Here is a 16,176-nt window from a genome sequence, read left to right as displayed (position 1 = left end):
CATCACGCTGGCGGTGTTCTCAGCGTCCGCCCTGGCCTGATTTGGTCCCGACACGCTGCCTTGTTTGCATAAATTGAACGTCGTACAATTTTGTTCGTCGTTCAGTTAAAGGTGCGTGCCCATGTCCGAACTTCCTCCCGACCGCCGCAGCCGCAAGCGCCAGCAGACCGCCGACCATCTCGTCGGCATCGCCTTCGAACTGTTTGCCCGCCATGGCTACGGCAATGTCACGATGGAGCAGATCGCCGCCGCGGCGGACGTGGCCAAAGGCACGCTCTACAACCACTTCCCCGTTAAAGAAGCGCTGGTACGCCACCGCTTCCACATGGATTTCGGCGCCGTGCTGCCGGAGCTGCTGGCCCGGCTGCAGATGCTGCCCGACTGCGCCTCCCGGCTGCGCGAGTTCGTGCGCCTGAACGCGAGCTACTTCGAGCAGCACCGCGAATACGTCGGACCCTACCTGCGCTACCGGCTCGGCCAACCCATCAACCTGCCCGCCGCCGAGGGACGCAGCGGGTTGGATCGCGTCTATGCGCAGCTGCTGGAAGCCGGCCAGGCGCGCGGCGAGATCCGGCGCGATCTGCCGCTGGCCCACCTCACCGGCTATCTGGTGTTCCTGCATCTGGCCTGCATGGTGGCGTGGGTACAGAAACCCGGTAGTTCGCTGGCGCAGGAGTTCGACACCATGCTCGACCTCTTCCTGACCGGCGCGCTGGCGGAGGTGTCGCGATGAGCGCCGTGCCGCTGCTGATGGATCTGCCCGACGCGGCCGGCCTGACCGCGCTCGCCGGCGGAAAAGGCGCCGGGCTGGGGCTGCTGGCGCGCTACGGCCTGCCGGTGCCTGCCGGGGCGGTGCTGACCACCGCCGCCTACCACCGCGCCGCGGCGGAAACCGGGCTGGCGCTGTTGCCGGATGGCAGCGATGGCGGCGCGCTCGGCGCCCGCCGCGCCGCGCTGCTGCGCGCGCCGCTGCCGGACGCGGTGGCGTACGCGCTGGAGCAGGCGGTGCGCGAGCGCGGCTGGACGGACCTTCCGCTTGCGGTGCGCTCGTCCGCCCCGCAGGAGGATTCCGGCAGCGCGTCCTTCGCCGGCATCCACCACAGCGTGCTCAACGTGGTCGGCGCGGCCGCGCTGGCCGATGCGGTGCGCGAGGTGTGGGCTTCGTTATGGACGCCGCAGGCCGCCGCCTACCGGGCGCGTTTCGGTATCCCGGAGGGCGAGGCCGCGATGGCGGTGGTGGTGATGCCGCTGCTGCCGGCACGGGCCTCCGGCGTTGCCTTCAGCTGCGACCCGGCGAGCGGACGCGAGGACCTTTATGTGATCGAGGCGGTGCACGGCCTGGGTGAAGCGCTGGTCGGCGGACTGGTGGCGGGCGAGCGCACCGTGCTGCAGGAAGACCCGGTGAGCGGCGGGTTTGCCGTGCAGCGCCGCGACGGGGGCGGGCAGGCCGTGCGCGTGCTCCCGGCGCAAGGCGGCGGCACCCGGCGCGAGCCCCTGACGCCGCAGGCTGCGCCGGCGCTGGACGACGCACGCGCCTGCGAGCTTGCGGCGCTGGTGCGCGACGCCGCCCATGCACTCGATTTCGGCGCCCCCTGGTACGACCTGGAGTGGGCTTGGGACGGCGCGAAGTTCTGGCTGCTGCAGGCGCGCCCGGTGACCGCGCGGCCGTGGCACACCTATCCCGCGCTCGCGGGGCAAAACGCGATCTGGTCCAACGGCAACACCCGCGACGTGGTGCCGCTACCGATGCAGGCGATGGACTGGGCGGTGAGCCGCGGGCTGGTCGACCTGTTGCTGGAGGCCGGCTACCGCAGCGCGGGCTTCCCGCTGCTCGCCGGGGCGCGTCGCGCCCGCTTGTTCAACGGCCGGCTCTATCTCAACGCCGCGTTCATCCAGTGGGAAGGCTACGACGGGTTCGGGGTGAGCCCGGCGGCGATGAACCGCCTGCTCGGCGGCCACCACCCGGAGATCCGCGTTACGCCGCGCGACTGGCGGGCACGCCTGAAGGGCCTGGCCTACATGCTGCGCTACCTGGTGCGAACCCCGGCACTGCGCCGGCGCGGCCGCGAGCAGGCGCGGGCCGCGTTCGATATCTGCCGGCGCTGGCGGGCCGAGGACCTGCGCGCGCTGTCGGACGCCGAACTCGCGACCCGGCTTGCCTCCGCCTTTCCGCATGTGCAGGCGCAGGATGGCCTGTTGCTGCTGCAGGGCTCGTCCGGCGGCAATCTGCACATGTTGCTGGAGCTGGTGGAGCGCTACCTGCCGGGCCAGGGCCACAGCCTGGTCGCGGCGCTGATGGCCGGTGGCGAGGGCAGCGTCAGCGCGCGCCAGGGTTACGAGCTGATGGCGATCGCGCGCCGCGCGATGGCGGACCCGCGGGTGTCGGCCTGGCTGCAGGCCGGGGCGCCCTACGACTTCGCCGCGCTGCCGGCGGACGCGCCGTTCCGCACCGAGTTCGCGCGCTTTCTCGATACCTACGGTCACCGCAGCGTGCACGAATCCTATGTGCGCTCGCCGCGCTGGCGCGAGGAGCCGGCCTATCTGCTCGATTCCCTGCCGGCGCTGGCGGCGGTGGACCACGCGGCGCTGGTGCGCCGCCAGCGCGAAGCGGCCGCCGCCGCGTGGGCGCAGCTTGCCGCGGCGCTGCCGCGCAGCCGCCGGGGCTGGGCGCGGCAGTGGCTGAAGGCCGCGCGCGACGAAACGCCGGATCGCGAGTTGGCGCGCAGCGCCATGACGGCCTACGGTGAAGTGGCGCGCCTGCGCCTGCTCGAAGTCGGTCGCCGGATGCAGGCGGAGGGCATGCTGGAGCGCCCCGAGCATGCTTTCGACCTGCTGCCGTGGGAGATGGAGGCCGCGCTGCACCGTCGCCTTGCCCCCGCAGCTTTCCGCGAACGGGTGGCCGAGCGCCGGCACCGCTTTGCCGAATGGGAGCGGCATTGCGCGGCGGACGTGATCGAGGAGGGCAGCGCCCCGCCGGCGCCGGTGGAAGGCGTCGACGCAAGCGCGGCGGCCGGCGGCTGGCGCGGCATCGCGGTCGGCACCGGGCATGTGGAAGGGATCGCGCGGCTGATCGACCATCCGGCGGAAGGCGCGCGCCTGGGGGCGGGCGAAATCCTCGTCGCGCCCGCCACCGATCCCGGCTGGACGCCGCTCTTCCTGCGGGCGGGCGGCCTCGTGATGGAGACCGGCGGCTATCTGTCGCACGGCGCGATCGTCGCGCGCGAATTCGGCATCCCCGCGGTGGTCAATCTGCCGGGCATCCGCAGCGTGCTGCAGGACGGCCAGCGCATCCGCGTGGATGGGCGCAGCGGACGGGTGGAGGTGTTGGCGTGAAGACGGGGAGAGGGCCATGGAGATGAAGCGCATCAGTGCCGGCAAGCTGCGGGCGATCGGCTACGACGCGCGCCAGCGCGTGTTGCGGGTCGAACTCGACGATGGCAGCGCGATCGAGTACGCCGCGGTCGGCGAGGAGGTGTGGCGGCGCCTGTCGGGCTCCGGCTCGGCGTGGAGTTATTACCGCGACAACATCGAAGAGGAATTCGCCGGCAAGCGGGTGGCGGCCAAGGCGTCGCCGAAGGTGAATCCGCTGGACGATCTCTTCAAGTAGCGGGCGGGCCATCAGCGGGCATCGCCCGGCACGTGATGAGCGACCGCGTAGAAGCGCGTCTGCCGCGCATCGCCAGAATCGCTGCTTTCGTGCCGCAGTGCTGGCAATCCCACGTGGCCGGCAGGGTATGATTACCCGGGCTGAGCCATAACAAGGAATACCTCCGTGGGTGAACCGCTCCGGCAGGCGGCTGCGACACCGCCCCGCCGTACCCTCCTGGTCGTAGATGACACGCCGCAGAATCTCGCGGTGCTCGGCGAAGTGCTGAAATCGCACTATCAGGTGCGTGCAGTCAATTCGGGCGAACGCGCGCTTCGTGCCGCCCATACCGAGCCGCGTCCGGACCTCATCCTGCTCGACGTGATGATGCCGGAGATGGACGGCTACGAAGTGCTGCGCCATCTGCGCGAAGACCCTGCCACCCGTGCCACGCCGGTGATCTTCATCACCGCGATGACCGGCTCCGACGACGAGATGCGCGGGCTGGAACTGGGCGCGGTCGATTACATCACCAAGCCGTTCAACCCCTCCATCGTGCTGGCGCGCGTGCGCACCCAGCTGGAACTGAAGGAGGCCCGCGACCGCCTGGCGCGCGAGAACGAGTGGCTGGAGGCCGAAGTGCACCGGCGCATGCGCGAGAACCTGCTGATCCAGGATCTCAACGTGCGTGCGCTCGCCTGTCTGGCCGAGGCGCGCGACAACGAAACCGGCAACCACATCATCCGCACGCAGTTCTACGTAAAGGTGCTCGCCACCCGGCTTCTGCCCAATCCGCGCTTCACCGCCGCGCTGTCCGGCGGACGGCTGGACATCACCGTGAAGGCGGCGCCCCTGCACGACATCGGCAAGGTCGGCATTCCGGACGCGATCCTGCTCAAGCCCGGCCGGCTCACGCCGGAAGAGTTCGAGATCATGAAGACGCACCCGGTCATCGGCGCGGAGGCGATCGAGCGCGCGATGGACCAGGCCCTGGGCGGGGCGGACCGCGACGCGGCCTCGCTGGCCGGCGGTGCGTTCGCGTTTCTCGAGATCGCGCGCGAAATCTCGCTCGGCCACCACGAGAAATGGGACGGCAGCGGCTACCCGGCCGGGCTCGCGGGCGATGCGATTCCGGTGTCGGCCCGGCTGATGGCGCTGGCCGACGTGTTCGACGCGCTGATCAGCCGCCGCGTCTACAAGGCACCGATGAGCCTCGACGAGGCGACCCGCATCATCGTCGAAGGCCGGGGCCGCCATTTCGACCCCGAGATCGTCGACGCCTTTCTCGAATGCAAGGATCAATTTGCCGAAATCGCCGCCCGCTATGTCGATGAAGAGTAAGTTCCGCCTGTTTCACGCCGCGCTGGCGGCGACCCTCGCGCTGAGCGGCGCGCTGCCGCTTGCCGTGCACGCCGGCGACATGCCCGCACCCGCGGCGCCGGCCTTCGTCGAGCGCATTGCCACGCGCGACACGCTGCAGCAACTGCGCGGTGGCGGCTACGTGCTGTATCTGCGTCACGGCTACACCGACAACTCCCGGCCCGACCGCATGCCCGAGGTCGACCTCAACGACTGCTCCACGCAGCGTCCGCTGTCGGCAGAAGGGAAGAAGCTGTCCGAAGGCATCGGCGACGCGATGCGCAAGGCCCGGATACCCATTGGCGAGATGCACATCAGCCCGCTGTGCCGCGTGCGCGACACCGTGAGCGCGGCGTTTCCGCGCTTCCCCGCCCAGATCGACATGCAGCTGATGTACACCGCCAACCTCACCACCGAGCAGAAGGCCCCGATCATCGCCAATACCCGGCGGCTGCTGTCCGCGCCGGTGCCGGCCCGCAGCAACCGCATGCTGGTCGCGCACGGCCCCAATCTGATGGATCTGATCGGCTATTTCCCCAAGGAAGGCACACTGGTGGTGTTCCGGCCTGCGGGCGAAAGCGGCTTCGAATACATTGCCAGCGTGCCGCCGGGGCTGTGGCCCGAACTGCTGCGCTGAACCGAGAGGCCGGAAGGATGCCCGCGGACAAGCGTCGCGTTTCCCACTACCTCTACGTCCTCTTCCTGCCGGTCTTCGTCGTCAGCCTGCTCGCCGGGATCGTCAATCTCGGCTCGTGGGAGCACCTGCGCGACGAGCTGCGCGAGACCAATGCGCAGCAGGCCGAAGAGATCGGGCGTCTCGCGCAGGCGGTGGAATTCGACCGCGAGATCGGCCGCATCCAGCGCACGGTGTCCCGCACGCTGGAGTCCGCCGCCGCCCACCAGCTCTCCGAAGCCGAGGTCTATCGCGTCCACACCGAGGTGGTGAATCGCCTCGCGGCGCTCGAGCGCCAGTTGCCGGTGCTGGAGCAACTGGCGAATTCGCAGCTCGGCGTCTCCGGGCTGCGCGTCGAGTTCGATACCTACCGCAACGCCATCATCCAGGCCACCGACCTTGCCGCGATCGACCCGCCGGGGGCGATGCGCCAGGCCTACCGCGCCTCCCAGTCCTACCTCGAACTGTCCGAACGCACCGGGGAGATGGCCGAGCGCGTGGTGAGCGCCACCGGGCGCCGCACCGCCGGGCAGTACCAGATATTCAACCAGCACGCCGCGCGTATCGCGCTGGTGGGCGGCGGGCTGGTGGCGGCCTTGCTGCTGATCTGGTTCGTGTTCACGCGCTGGCTCAGCCGCCAGGTCGCCACGCTGACCGACACCCTGCAGGCGCTGGCCGGGGGCAATACCTCGCCGCCGACGCTGGCGGCGGTCAGTCGTATCAGCCACAGCGCGCGCAGCGTGCTGCAGGAAATCGCCGCCACCACGCTCGCCTTCCGCGACGCTGTTCTGGCGCGCCGCGCGGGCGAAGCAGCACTGGCCAAGGAGCGCCAGCTGCTGGAAAAGCGCATGCAGGAACTGTCCTGCCTGTACGACGTGTTCCGCCTGACCGAAGGCGAGGCGCCGGACGACGACGCCTGGCTGCAGGCGGTGGCGACGCGGCTGTCGGGCGCCATGCGCTATCCGGAGCGGGCCGCGGCCTGCATCGGCGACGCCGCGGCGCATTACGGCAACCCCGCGGTGTTCGAGCAGCCGGGCGCGCTGATCCTGGAAGTCGATGGCGCCGGCCGGCGCTTGCGGCTCGGCATCGCCTATCTGCAGCCGCTGCCGGCCGAAGCCGGCGAGCCCTTCCTGGCCGAGGAACGCAGCCTCGTGGAAGCGGCCGCGCTGCGCATCGGCAGCGCCTTGCAGCGCCGCCGCATCCTCGCCACCGAGCGCGATACCCAGGCCTTGCTGAAGGCCGTGGTGGCCGAAGCGCCCTACGCGATCGAGCTGATCCGTGCCGACGACCTGAACTACGTCGAAGTGAACGCCGCGGCCTGCCGCCTGCTGGGCTACAGCCGCGAGGAAATGCTGGGCATGAACCTGCGCGACGTGCAGGGGCGGCTGACGCCGGCGGCCTTCCAGGCCCGCATCGACCTCGTCCGCGAGCATGGCGGGGCGCGCTTCGAGAACCGCCGCCGCTGCAAGGACGGACGCCTGCTCGACGTCACGGTGGACGTCACCATCATCCGCCAGGACGGCGTGGACTACCTGGTCGACATCTGGAGCGACGTCACCGCGCAGAAGGCGGCCGAGGCCGAGATCCGCATGCTGTCGATGGCGGTGGACCAGAGCCCCAACACCGTGCTGATCACCGACCTCGACGCCAACACGGTGTATGTGAACGACGCCTTCTCGCGCAACAACGGCTACAGCCGCGAGGAAATCCTCGGCCAGAACCCGCGCCTGCTGATGTCCGGCAAGACGCCGCGCACCACCTATGAAGCGATGTGGCGCGCGCTGGGCGCCGGCGAGCCGTGGAAGGGTGAATTCATCAACCGGCGCAAGAACGGCAACGAACGCATCAAGGCCGTCACCATCGTGCCGCTGCGCGACGACGACGGCTGCGTGTGCAACTACGTGGCGGTGATGGAGGACATCACCGAGCGCCGCCGCATCGAGGAGCAGTTGCGCAAGCTGTCGCTTGCGGTGGACCAGAGCCCGGAAGCCATCGTCATCACCGACCTCGACGCGCGCATCGAGTATGTGAACCAGGCTTTCGTGCACCAGACCGGCTTCAGCGCCGAAGAGGCGCTCGGGCTCAACCCCGCGGTGCTGAAATCCGGCCGCACCCCCGAGGCGACCTACCGCGAGATGTGGGCGCGGCTGGTGCAGGGAGAATCGTGGCAGGGCGAGCTGTACAACCGGCGCAAGGACGGCAGCGAGTACGTCGAACTGGCCAACATCACCCCGGTACGCCAGCCCGATGGCGCGGTGACGCACTATCTGGCGATCAAGGAAGACATCACCGAGAAGAAGCGCACCGCCGAAGAGCTGGAGGCCTATCGCACCCGCCTCGAACAGCTCGTCGCCAGCCGCACCGAGGCGCTGCGGCTGGCCATCGAGCACCAGCAGGCGATCTTCGACACCGCCACCTCCGGCATCGCGCTGATCAAGGACCGCGTGCTGATCCGCTGCAACCGCCGCCTGCATGACATTTTCGGCTGGTCAGACGGCGAGATGGTGGGCAAGTCCACCGCGATCTGGTACGTGGATGACACCGCCTATGCCTTGGGCGGCGACGCGGTGTACAACCGCCTGTGGCAAGGCGAGGCCGTGTGCCGCGAGCAGGAGCTGATGCGACGTGACGGCAGCCTGTTCTGGGCGCGCCTCACCGGCAAGGCGGTGGACATCCACGACCGCAGCAAGGGCACCGTGTGGGTGATCGACGACATCACCACCGAACGCGAGGCTTTCCAGACCGTGCGCAATGCGCAGAAGCTCGCCGAGGACGCGGCGCGCGCCAAGGCCAACTTCCTCGCCAACATGAGCCACGAGATCCGCACGCCGATGAACGCGGTGATCGGCATGACGCATCTGGTGCTCAATACTGACCTCACGCGCCAGCAGCGCGACTACCTGAAGAAGATCCAGGGCTCCAGCCAGCACCTGCTCGGGATCATCAACGACATCCTCGACCTGTCGAAAATCGAGGCCGGCAAGATGGCGGTCGAGCACATCGAGTTCGACCTCGACACCGTGCTGGAAAACGTCACCGGGCTGATCTCCGAAAAGGCCACCGGCAAGGGGCTGGAGCTGATCATCGACGTGGGCAAGACGGTGCCGCGCAGCCTGGTGGGCGACCCCCTGCGGCTCGGCCAGGTGCTGATCAACTACGCCAACAACGCGGTCAAGTTCACCGAGCGGGGCAGCATCGTCATCCGCTGCGACCTCGCCGAAACGGCCGAACGCGACGTCGTGCTGCGCTTCTCCGTCACCGACACCGGCATCGGCATCGAGGCCGAGCAGATTCCCCGCTTGTTCCAGACCTTCGAACAGGCCGACAACTCCACCACGCGCAAGTACGGCGGCACCGGCCTCGGGCTGGCGATCTCCCGCGAACTCGCCCACATGATGGGCGGCGAGGCGGGCGTGGACAGCGAATACGGCAAGGGCTCCACGTTCTGGTTCACCGCAAGGCTGGCGCGCGGCAGCGGCAGCGACCGCAGCCTGGTGCCGGACGCCGATCTGCGCGGGCGCAAGGTGCTGGTGGTCGATGACAACGACCTCGCGCGCGAGGTCATCGGCGACCTGCTGCGCAGCATGAGCTTCGCCGTCTCCACCGCGTCCTCGGGGCTGGAGGCGCTGGACGAAATCCAGCGCGCCAATGCGGCCGGCACGCCCTACGAGGTGGTGTTCCTCGACTGGCAGATGCCCGGCATCGACGGCGTCGAAACCGCGCGCCGCATCAAACGCGCGCTGGCCGCGAGTTCGCCGCGCCTGCTGATGGTGACCGCCTACGGCCGCGACGAGGTGATGAAATCGGCGGCCGACGCCGGCATCCACGACCTGCTGATCAAGCCTGTCACCGCCTCGCTGCTGTTCGACACCCTGATGCGCGCCCTCGGCCGCGCCCGTGGCGACGATGCCCAGGTGCCGGGCGACGCGCTGCGCGGCGCGGACCTCGACGCCATCGCCGGCGCCCGCATCCTGCTGGTGGAGGACAACGACCTCAACCAGGAAGTGGCGGTGGGGTTGCTGGCGGGGGCTGGCTTCGTGGTGGAAGTGGCGGAGAACGGCGCGGTGGCGCTGGACCTGCTTCAGGCGGGCGGGCCTGGCTGCTACGACCTGGTGCTGATGGACATGCAGATGCCGGTGATGGACGGCGTGACCGCCACCGGCGAGATCCGCCGGCTGCCGGGATTCGACACCCTGCCCATTGTCGCGATGACTGCCAATGCGATGGCCAGCGACCGTGAGAAGTGCCTTGCCGCCGGCATGGACGACCACCTCGCCAAACCGATCGACCCGCCCGCGCTGTGGGCCGCGCTGCGGCACTGGATCACGCCCGGCAAGCGTCAGCCCGCCGCGTTGCCGGCGGCCTTGCCGGCCCCGGACGAGGAGGGGGCCGACGTGGTGATTCCCGCCATCCACGGCATCGACCTCGCCCTGGGCTTGCGCAACGCAATGGGCCGCAAGGCGCTGTTCCGCTCGCTGCTGCGCAAGTTCGTCGCCGGCCAGGGTGGTTTCGGCGCGGCGATGGAGGCCGCGCGCGAGTCCGGCGACACGGTGACCGCGGTCCGCTTGGCGCATACGCTGAAAGGCACTGCGGCGCAGATCGGCGCCGGCGAAGTGCAGGCGCTGGCCCAGCAACTGGAGGCTGCGCTCGACCACCGCGAAGGGGAAGACGTGGTCGCGCTGCGGGTGAAGGCGGTGTGCGCCAGCCTGGAACCTCTGGTGCGCTCGATCCAGCGCGCGCTGCCGGCCGAAACCGCCGACCCCCTCCACGCGGGCGAGGCGCCCGATCCCGCCGCGCTGCAGGCCCTGCTGCCAGTCCTGATCGCCCAGTTGGAGCGCGACGATTTCGACTGCGGCACCACCGTCGCCGCCAACGAGGCCGCGTTGCGGGCGTTGCTGGGCGGCGGCTTCCAGCGCTTCGCTGACGCGGTGGAGAACTTCGATTTCGGCGCCGCGCTGGAAGTCCTGCGCGCGGCCACGCCCGCGGCGGGGCTGACGCTTGCCGCGAACGAGGTGGATCAGCGCCAGTAACGCGGATAGCTGCCGCGCTGACGCAGGTTGTTGACCGCGAGTGCCACCACGACGATCAGCACCGAGCCGGCCAGCACCGGCGTCAGCAGGAAGCCGGCGCCGGCATGGCTGGCGAGCACCACCAACGGATCGGCGCCGGCGGGAGCGTGGACTGTGCGGCTCAACTGCATCAGCGCCAGTGCCACCCCCACCGCCACCCCGGCCGCCAGCCAGCCGTCTCCCATCGTATGCAGCACCACCAGCCCGACCGCGCTTGCCACCAGGTGGCCGCCGACGATGCTGCGCGGCTGCGCCAGCGGGCTGTCGGGCAGGCCGAAGGCGAGCACGCAGCTCGCCCCGAAGGGCGCCATTTGCCAGGGGTAACCGGAGAGCTGGGTGAGCCAGCCGGTGAGCGCGATCGCGACGATGGCGCCGGACATCGACGTCAGCACGAAGGCCGGCGAAGGGGCGGCCGGGGCGGCGGAACGGGCGAGGCGGGCGAGCAGGGACATGAGCTTCTCCGGAGGGTGGCAGGGGGCGGGAAAGAAAGTACACCGATCTGTATACAAAACTAAACCGATCTGTGTACTTTTGTCTACCGATCGGTTTACTTCGCCCGCCGCGCCCACCATACTGGAGCCATCACCCCTATCCCGATTGCCCATGACCAAGCAGGAACACCTGGTCGACAGCGCCATGCAGCTCTTTTACCGCCAGGGCTTCCACGCCACCGGCGTGGACCAGTTGAGCAAGGAAGGCGAGGTCACCAAACGCACGCTCTACCGCTACTTCCCCACCAAGGAGGCGCTGGTGCGCGCGGCGCTGGAACACCGCGACACCCTCTTCATGGCGCGCATGCGCGCCGCGCTGGAGGCGAGGCCGCTGCCGGAACGGCCGGCCGCATACGTCGAGTTCGTCCTGGCGTGGACGCAGGAACCGGATTTTCACGGCTGCGCCTTCATCAACGCCGCGGCGGAGTATCCCGCGGCCAGCGACGAGGCCCACGCGGTGGCGGCGGCGCACAAGCAAGCGATCCGGGCCTACCTCGAGCGCATCTGCAGCGAGGCGGCTCTGGCCGATCCGCAGGCGGCCGCCCGACAGCTCTTCTTGCTCGGCGAAGGACTGACCGTCGCGGCCCAGGTTGCCGGATACGACGAAGGGCTGGCGGAGACGGCTCGCGCGATGGCGGTCGCGCTCGGCCCGGGCTGACGATTGCTGGGACCGTCCGGGCCCCGGCGCAGGGCGAGCGCTGCGCTCCTACTGCGATAGAAATAGGACGGCGGGAATGTGATATACCTCCCGGCTTCCTTCATACCGGTGGCAAGCATGGTCAAAACTGCGCATACGCATCCCGTCGTGTTCGGAACCGAGGACATTCTCCGCAGCCTGTGCGACTCCGTCGCCAAGGTGCTGACGGTCGCCACCGGCAGCCGGATCCACTACGCGAGCATGGTCCAGCGCATCCACAAGACCTGCCTGAAGCCGGATATCGGCTGCTTCGTGCTGTTCGACGGCGGCTTTTCCGGGTTGGTGGTCATCAACTTCTCGGCCGCTGCTGCAATGGAGTTGTACGAGCAGTACATGCTCAACATGGGGATGGGGCGCGAGGGCCTCGCCACCGCCTTCACCTCGGACGAGGTGGGCAACGTGATGGGCGAGCTGATGAACCAGAGCGTGGGCGACTTCACCGGCAAGATCTCGCGCGAGCTGCAGACCCAGATCACCCAGAACCAGCCCAAGATGCTGGCGCTGACCAAGCAGGTGATGCTGAGCGTGGACACCCACCTCGATCGCCCGGAGGCACGCCGGGTCAGTTTCTACACCGGCCGCAACAACATCTTCTATCTCGAACTGGCGATCGACCGCACCGAGTTCATCCAGCTCAACGAGTTCGCCGCCGACGAAGCGCCCGATCCCGATGCGCTGATCGAGCAGGCCCATGCGGCCGGCGCGGGCACCGCTGACAATGCGGCGCCGGCGGAGGCCGCCGCCGATGACGACGCCGACGCGCTGTTGAAATCGCTCGGGATGTAATCCGCGGGTCAAGCCGGGGGCTGCGCGGTGCGTAGCCGGGGCGCGAGGCGTGGATGGCTTTCCTCGCCGAAGCGCCACAGCAGCGCGCCGGAACCCGCCATCGCGATCGCGACGAACCAGAACGCGGCTTCCAGCCCGCCGCCCAGGTGGGTGACCAACCCCAGCGCGACGCCGCCGATGGCGTAACCCAGATCGCGCCAGAAGCGGTAGATGCCGATGGCCGAGCCTCGCCACGCCGGCGCCGCGAGGTCCGCGACCGCGGCCGACAGGTTGGGATAGAGCAGCGCCATGCCGGCCCCGGTGACCGCGGCCGCAATCGTCCAGGCGGCGAGGCCGTGGGCGAGCGCCATCAGCGCCACGCCGCCCGCGCAGATCCACATCCCCCACACGTTGGGCGGCTGGCGGCCGATGCGGTCGGACAACTTGCCGGTGAAGATCTGCGCGCATCCCCACACGACGCCGTAGGTGCCCACGATCCAGCCGATCTGACGCAGCGGCAGACCGCGCTGGAACAGCAGCGCCGGCAGGCAGGCCCATACCAGCGCGTCGACGAATTTCTCCACCAGCCCGGCCTGGCTGAGCGCGGCGAGGCGGCGGTCGCGCCATGACACCTTCAGGAAGATTTCGCGCGTGCCCGGCACGGGTCCGGCAGGGCCGGCGGCGCCGTGGGCCCAGGGCAGCGTTTCGGTGACGCGATGGCCCAGCAGCAAGGCGAGGGCGATCACCGCAAGCCCGAAGCCGAGCAGGGTTTCGCGCACCGGGGCGAGTTCGGCGAGGTAGGCGGTGGCGAGGCCGGCCAGCGCCACGCCGAGGTAGCCGGCGAGTTCGTTGAGGCCGACGGTCAGGCCGCGCTCGTCGGCGCGGGTGAGGTCCAGCGCGGCGGTCTGGGTCATCGACCAGGCCAGGCCCTGGTTGATGCCGAGCAGTAGCATCGCGGCGACGATCCAGTTCCAGCCGGGGGCGTACCAGACCAGCAGCGGGATCGGCAGCGCGATCCACCACCCCAGCAGCAGCACCCGGCGCCGGCCGATGCGTTCCGAAAGCCGCCCGGCGACGAAGTTCATCGCGCCCTTGACGACCCCGAAGGCGACCAGGAAGGCCGCCAGCAGGCCGAAGGCGTCGCGCGCCACGCCGAATTCGGACTCCGCCAGCGCCGGAATCACGGTGCGCGTCATGCCCAGCGTCAAGCCCACGAACAGGACCTGCAGCAGCCACTGGCCAACGCGCGGTGCATGGAGGGCAAGCCCATGTTCGCGGGTGGAGGCGGGCGGGGTGTCCATCACAGCACGTCGAGCGGAATTTTCAGGAAGCGCTTGCCGCTGGCGTCCGGCGGCGGCAATTCGCCGGCGCGGATGTTCACCTGGATGGCGGGCGCGATCAGCGCGGGCAGTCCCAGCGTGGCATCGCGCGCGCGCCGCCTGGCGGCGAATTCCGCCTCGCCGATGCCGTCGCGCACATGGATGTTGGCAGCGCGCTGCGCGCCCACCGTGGTTTCGCACGCGGCGGCCCGACCGGGCGGCGGGTAGTCGTGGCACAGGAACAGCCGGGTTGCGGGCGGCAGCGACAGCAGGCGCCGGATCGAGCGGTACAACAGCGCCGGATCGCCGCCCGGGAAGTCGCAGCGCGCGGTGCCGACGTCGGGCATGAACAGGGTGTCGCCGACGAACACCGCATCGTCGCCGATGCGGTAGGCGAGGTCGGCCGGTGTGTGGCCGGGCACCTGCATCGCCACCGCGGGCAGGCTGCCGATGAAAAAGCGCTCGCCGTCTTCGAACAGGTGGTCGAACTGGCTGCCGTCGATGCGGAATTCCGGTTCCAGGCTGAAGGCCTCGCGGAAGGTGGACTGCACCTCGCCGATCCGCGCGCTGATGCCGATGCGCCCGCCGCTGCGGCGCCGCAGGTAGGCCGCCGCGGACAGATGGTCGGCATGGGCGTGGGTTTCGAGCAGCCACTGCACGCGCAGCCGGTGCGCTTCGACGAAGGCCAGGATGCGGTCGGCGGCGGTGGTGGAGGTGCGGCCGGAGGCAGCGTCGTAGCCGAGCACCGAGTCGATGATGGCGCAGTCGGCGCCGTCGGTCTCGAACACCACGTAGCTGAAGGTGGCCGAGGCGGGATCGAAGAAGGCTTCGGTGCGGAGCATGGGTGGGGGTGTCCTTTCAGACGAAGTGGCGGGCGAACAGTGCGGCGGCAACCGCCAGCACGGTCCAGGCGAAGATGCGCTGCAGCCACTGCCACGGCAGCCTGGCCGCGGTCAGCCGCCCGGCAAACATGCCGCCCGCGGTGCCCGCGATGAAGGCCCAGGCGGAGGGCGCGAGGCTCGCTCCGGCGGCGAGCGAACCCGCAACGGTGGCGCTGCTGACGAGCGCGATGACCGCGAGCGAGGTTGCTGCGCTTGCCTGCATCGTCAGATCGCTGAACTGGCGGAACGCGGGCACGATCAGGAAACCACCGCCGACGCCCAGCATGCCGGTGAAGAGTCCCGCCGTGGCACCGATGCCGGCGAGCGTGGCGGAGCAGCGCAGATTCCAGCGGAAGCGCCCGGTCAGCCGGTTGATCATGCAGTTGTGCTCCGCGTGGGCGTCGTCGGCGGCGCGGCCGGCCGCGCCCGCCTGGCGCAGCATCCGCACCGCGATCACCACCATCACCGCGCAGAACGCGACGATCAGGACGCGCACCGGCAGATGGTGCGCGAGCCACATGCCGAGTGGCGCACACAGGGCGCCGACCGCGGCCATCAGCGCCGCTGCGCGGTAGCGCACCAGGCCGCGCCGCAGTCCGGCAATGCAGCCCATGGCGGCAGCGCCGCCAACCGCGACCAGCGCAATCGGCGCGGCCTCGGGCAGGCTGAGGCCGAGGCCGAGCACCAGCGCCGGGACGGCCAGTACGCCGCCGCCGGCGCCGGTGAGGCCGAGCACCGCGCCCACGGCGGCGCCGAGCGTGAAACCAAGCAGCATCGTGAGGTATCCAGGGGGAAGGCAGGGCCTTCCAGCCCGCGGCGCAACCGCCGGCCGGCCGGAACGCGTCGGGCTCAGTAGCTCTTGTAGGGCAGGAACTTGCCCGACAGCACCACGTTCACGCGGTCGCCCTTGGGGTCGGATTCGCGCTGGATGTCCATCGAGAAGTCGATCGCACTCATGATGCCGTCGCCGAATTCCTCGTGGATCAGCTCCTTGATGGTGCTGCCATACACGCTGACGACTTCGTACCAGCGGTAGATCAGCGGATCGGTCGGCACGGCGGTGGGCAGCGAGCCCTTGTAGGGCACGATCTGCAGCCAGGCGATGGCTTCGTCGGACAGCTCGAAGAGCTTGCCGATGGTTTCGGCCTGGGCCTTGTCGAAAGTCATCTGGCCGAGGCAGCCGGCCGTGGTCCATTCCTTGGACAGGCCGATCGCTTCGGCCACCTGCGACCACTTGATGCCCTTGCGGACCTTGGCGGACAGGATCATAGCGGTGACTTCGCTGCGGTTCGAGATCATGGGATTCTCCGGTTTTCTCGTGGTGGGGATGGGATGG

13 protein-coding genes are annotated in these 16,176 nt (G+C 69.6%); 8 read left to right on the top strand and 5 right to left on the bottom strand.

Features of this window, described 5'->3' with window-relative positions; all coding sequences use genetic code 11:
* Nucleotides 1–121 precede the first annotated feature (121 nt).
* From dqs_RS13005 to dqs_RS12980, 6 genes are all read left to right on the top strand, one after another.
* Nucleotides 122–733, top strand: coding sequence for a TetR/AcrR family transcriptional regulator (locus dqs_RS13005; RefSeq protein ID WP_065340756.1), 612 nt, complete (start codon nucleotides 122–124; stop codon nucleotides 731–733).
* The gene (locus dqs_RS13000; protein WP_065340755.1) at nucleotides 730–3,333 is read left to right on the top strand and encodes a PEP/pyruvate-binding domain-containing protein; all 2,604 of its coding nucleotides are present in this window, start codon (nucleotides 730–732) and stop codon (nucleotides 3,331–3,333) included. Before dqs_RS13005 ends, dqs_RS13000 begins: the two co-directional genes overlap by 4 nt.
* Nucleotides 3,334–3,349: 16 nt before the next feature.
* A complete protein-coding gene (locus dqs_RS12995; RefSeq protein ID WP_011766215.1) occupies nucleotides 3,350–3,607 on the top strand; it encodes a KTSC domain-containing protein in 258 nt (85 codons plus the stop codon).
* Between the two features lie 165 nt (nucleotides 3,608–3,772).
* Nucleotides 3,773–4,927 (top strand): response regulator, encoded by a 1,155-nt coding sequence (locus tag dqs_RS12990; RefSeq protein ID WP_011766214.1) that lies wholly within the window; start codon nucleotides 3,773–3,775, stop codon nucleotides 4,925–4,927.
* Nucleotides 4,917–5,582 carry a histidine phosphatase family protein gene (locus dqs_RS12985; protein WP_065340754.1) on the top strand — a complete coding sequence of 222 codons (666 nt, stop codon included), beginning with the start codon at nucleotides 4,917–4,919 and terminating at the stop codon, nucleotides 5,580–5,582. The genes dqs_RS12990 and dqs_RS12985 overlap by 11 nt, the downstream gene beginning before the upstream one ends.
* Before the next feature lie 17 nt (nucleotides 5,583–5,599).
* Nucleotides 5,600–10,648: a PAS domain S-box protein gene (locus dqs_RS12980; protein WP_065340753.1), complete on the top strand. Its 5,049-nt coding sequence runs from the start codon at nucleotides 5,600–5,602 to the stop codon at nucleotides 10,646–10,648.
* Here the strand turns inward: dqs_RS12980 and dqs_RS12975 are convergent.
* A complete protein-coding gene (locus dqs_RS12975; protein WP_065340752.1) occupies nucleotides 10,636–11,139 on the bottom strand; it encodes an HPP family protein in 504 nt (167 codons plus the stop codon). The genes dqs_RS12980 and dqs_RS12975 overlap by 13 nt on opposite strands.
* Before the next feature lie 151 nt (nucleotides 11,140–11,290).
* Between dqs_RS12975 and dqs_RS12970 the strand changes: the two genes are divergently transcribed.
* Both dqs_RS12970 and dqs_RS12965 read left to right on the top strand, forming a co-directional pair.
* Nucleotides 11,291–11,836, top strand: a complete 546-nt coding sequence (locus dqs_RS12970) for a TetR/AcrR family transcriptional regulator (protein WP_065340751.1) — start codon at nucleotides 11,291–11,293, stop codon at nucleotides 11,834–11,836.
* 117 nt (nucleotides 11,837–11,953) lie between these two features.
* The gene (locus dqs_RS12965) at nucleotides 11,954–12,661 is read left to right on the top strand and encodes a DUF3334 family protein (protein ID WP_011766209.1); all 708 of its coding nucleotides are present in this window, start codon (nucleotides 11,954–11,956) and stop codon (nucleotides 12,659–12,661) included.
* An 8-nt stretch (nucleotides 12,662–12,669) separates the two neighbouring features.
* Here dqs_RS12965 and dqs_RS12960 read toward each other — a convergent pair whose 3' ends face one another.
* The 4 genes from dqs_RS12960 to cynS all read right to left on the bottom strand — a co-directional run bounded on the left by dqs_RS12960 (nucleotide 12,670) and on the right by cynS (nucleotide 16,139).
* Nucleotides 12,670–13,941 (bottom strand): MFS transporter, encoded by a 1,272-nt coding sequence (locus dqs_RS12960; RefSeq protein ID WP_065340750.1) that lies wholly within the window; start codon nucleotides 13,939–13,941, stop codon nucleotides 12,670–12,672.
* A complete protein-coding gene (locus tag dqs_RS12955) occupies nucleotides 13,941–14,801 on the bottom strand; it encodes an MBL fold metallo-hydrolase (RefSeq protein ID WP_065340749.1) in 861 nt (286 codons plus the stop codon). The genes dqs_RS12960 and dqs_RS12955 overlap by 1 nt, the downstream gene beginning before the upstream one ends.
* A gap of 16 nt (nucleotides 14,802–14,817) precedes the next feature.
* Nucleotides 14,818–15,615 carry a sulfite exporter TauE/SafE family protein gene (locus dqs_RS12950; protein WP_065340748.1) on the bottom strand — a complete coding sequence of 266 codons (798 nt, stop codon included), beginning with the start codon at nucleotides 15,613–15,615 and terminating at the stop codon, nucleotides 14,818–14,820.
* Between the two features lie 74 nt (nucleotides 15,616–15,689).
* Nucleotides 15,690–16,139: a cyanase gene (gene cynS / locus dqs_RS12945; protein WP_065340747.1), complete on the bottom strand. Its 450-nt coding sequence runs from the start codon at nucleotides 16,137–16,139 to the stop codon at nucleotides 15,690–15,692.
* Nucleotides 16,140–16,176 lie beyond the last annotated feature (37 nt).

Source organism: Azoarcus olearius (assembly GCF_001682385.1).
Taxonomy (GTDB): Bacteria; Pseudomonadota; Gammaproteobacteria; order Burkholderiales; family Rhodocyclaceae; genus Azoarcus; species Azoarcus olearius.
Note: the sequence above shows the minus strand (reverse complement) of the source record. Positions and strands in the feature narration are given on the sequence as shown.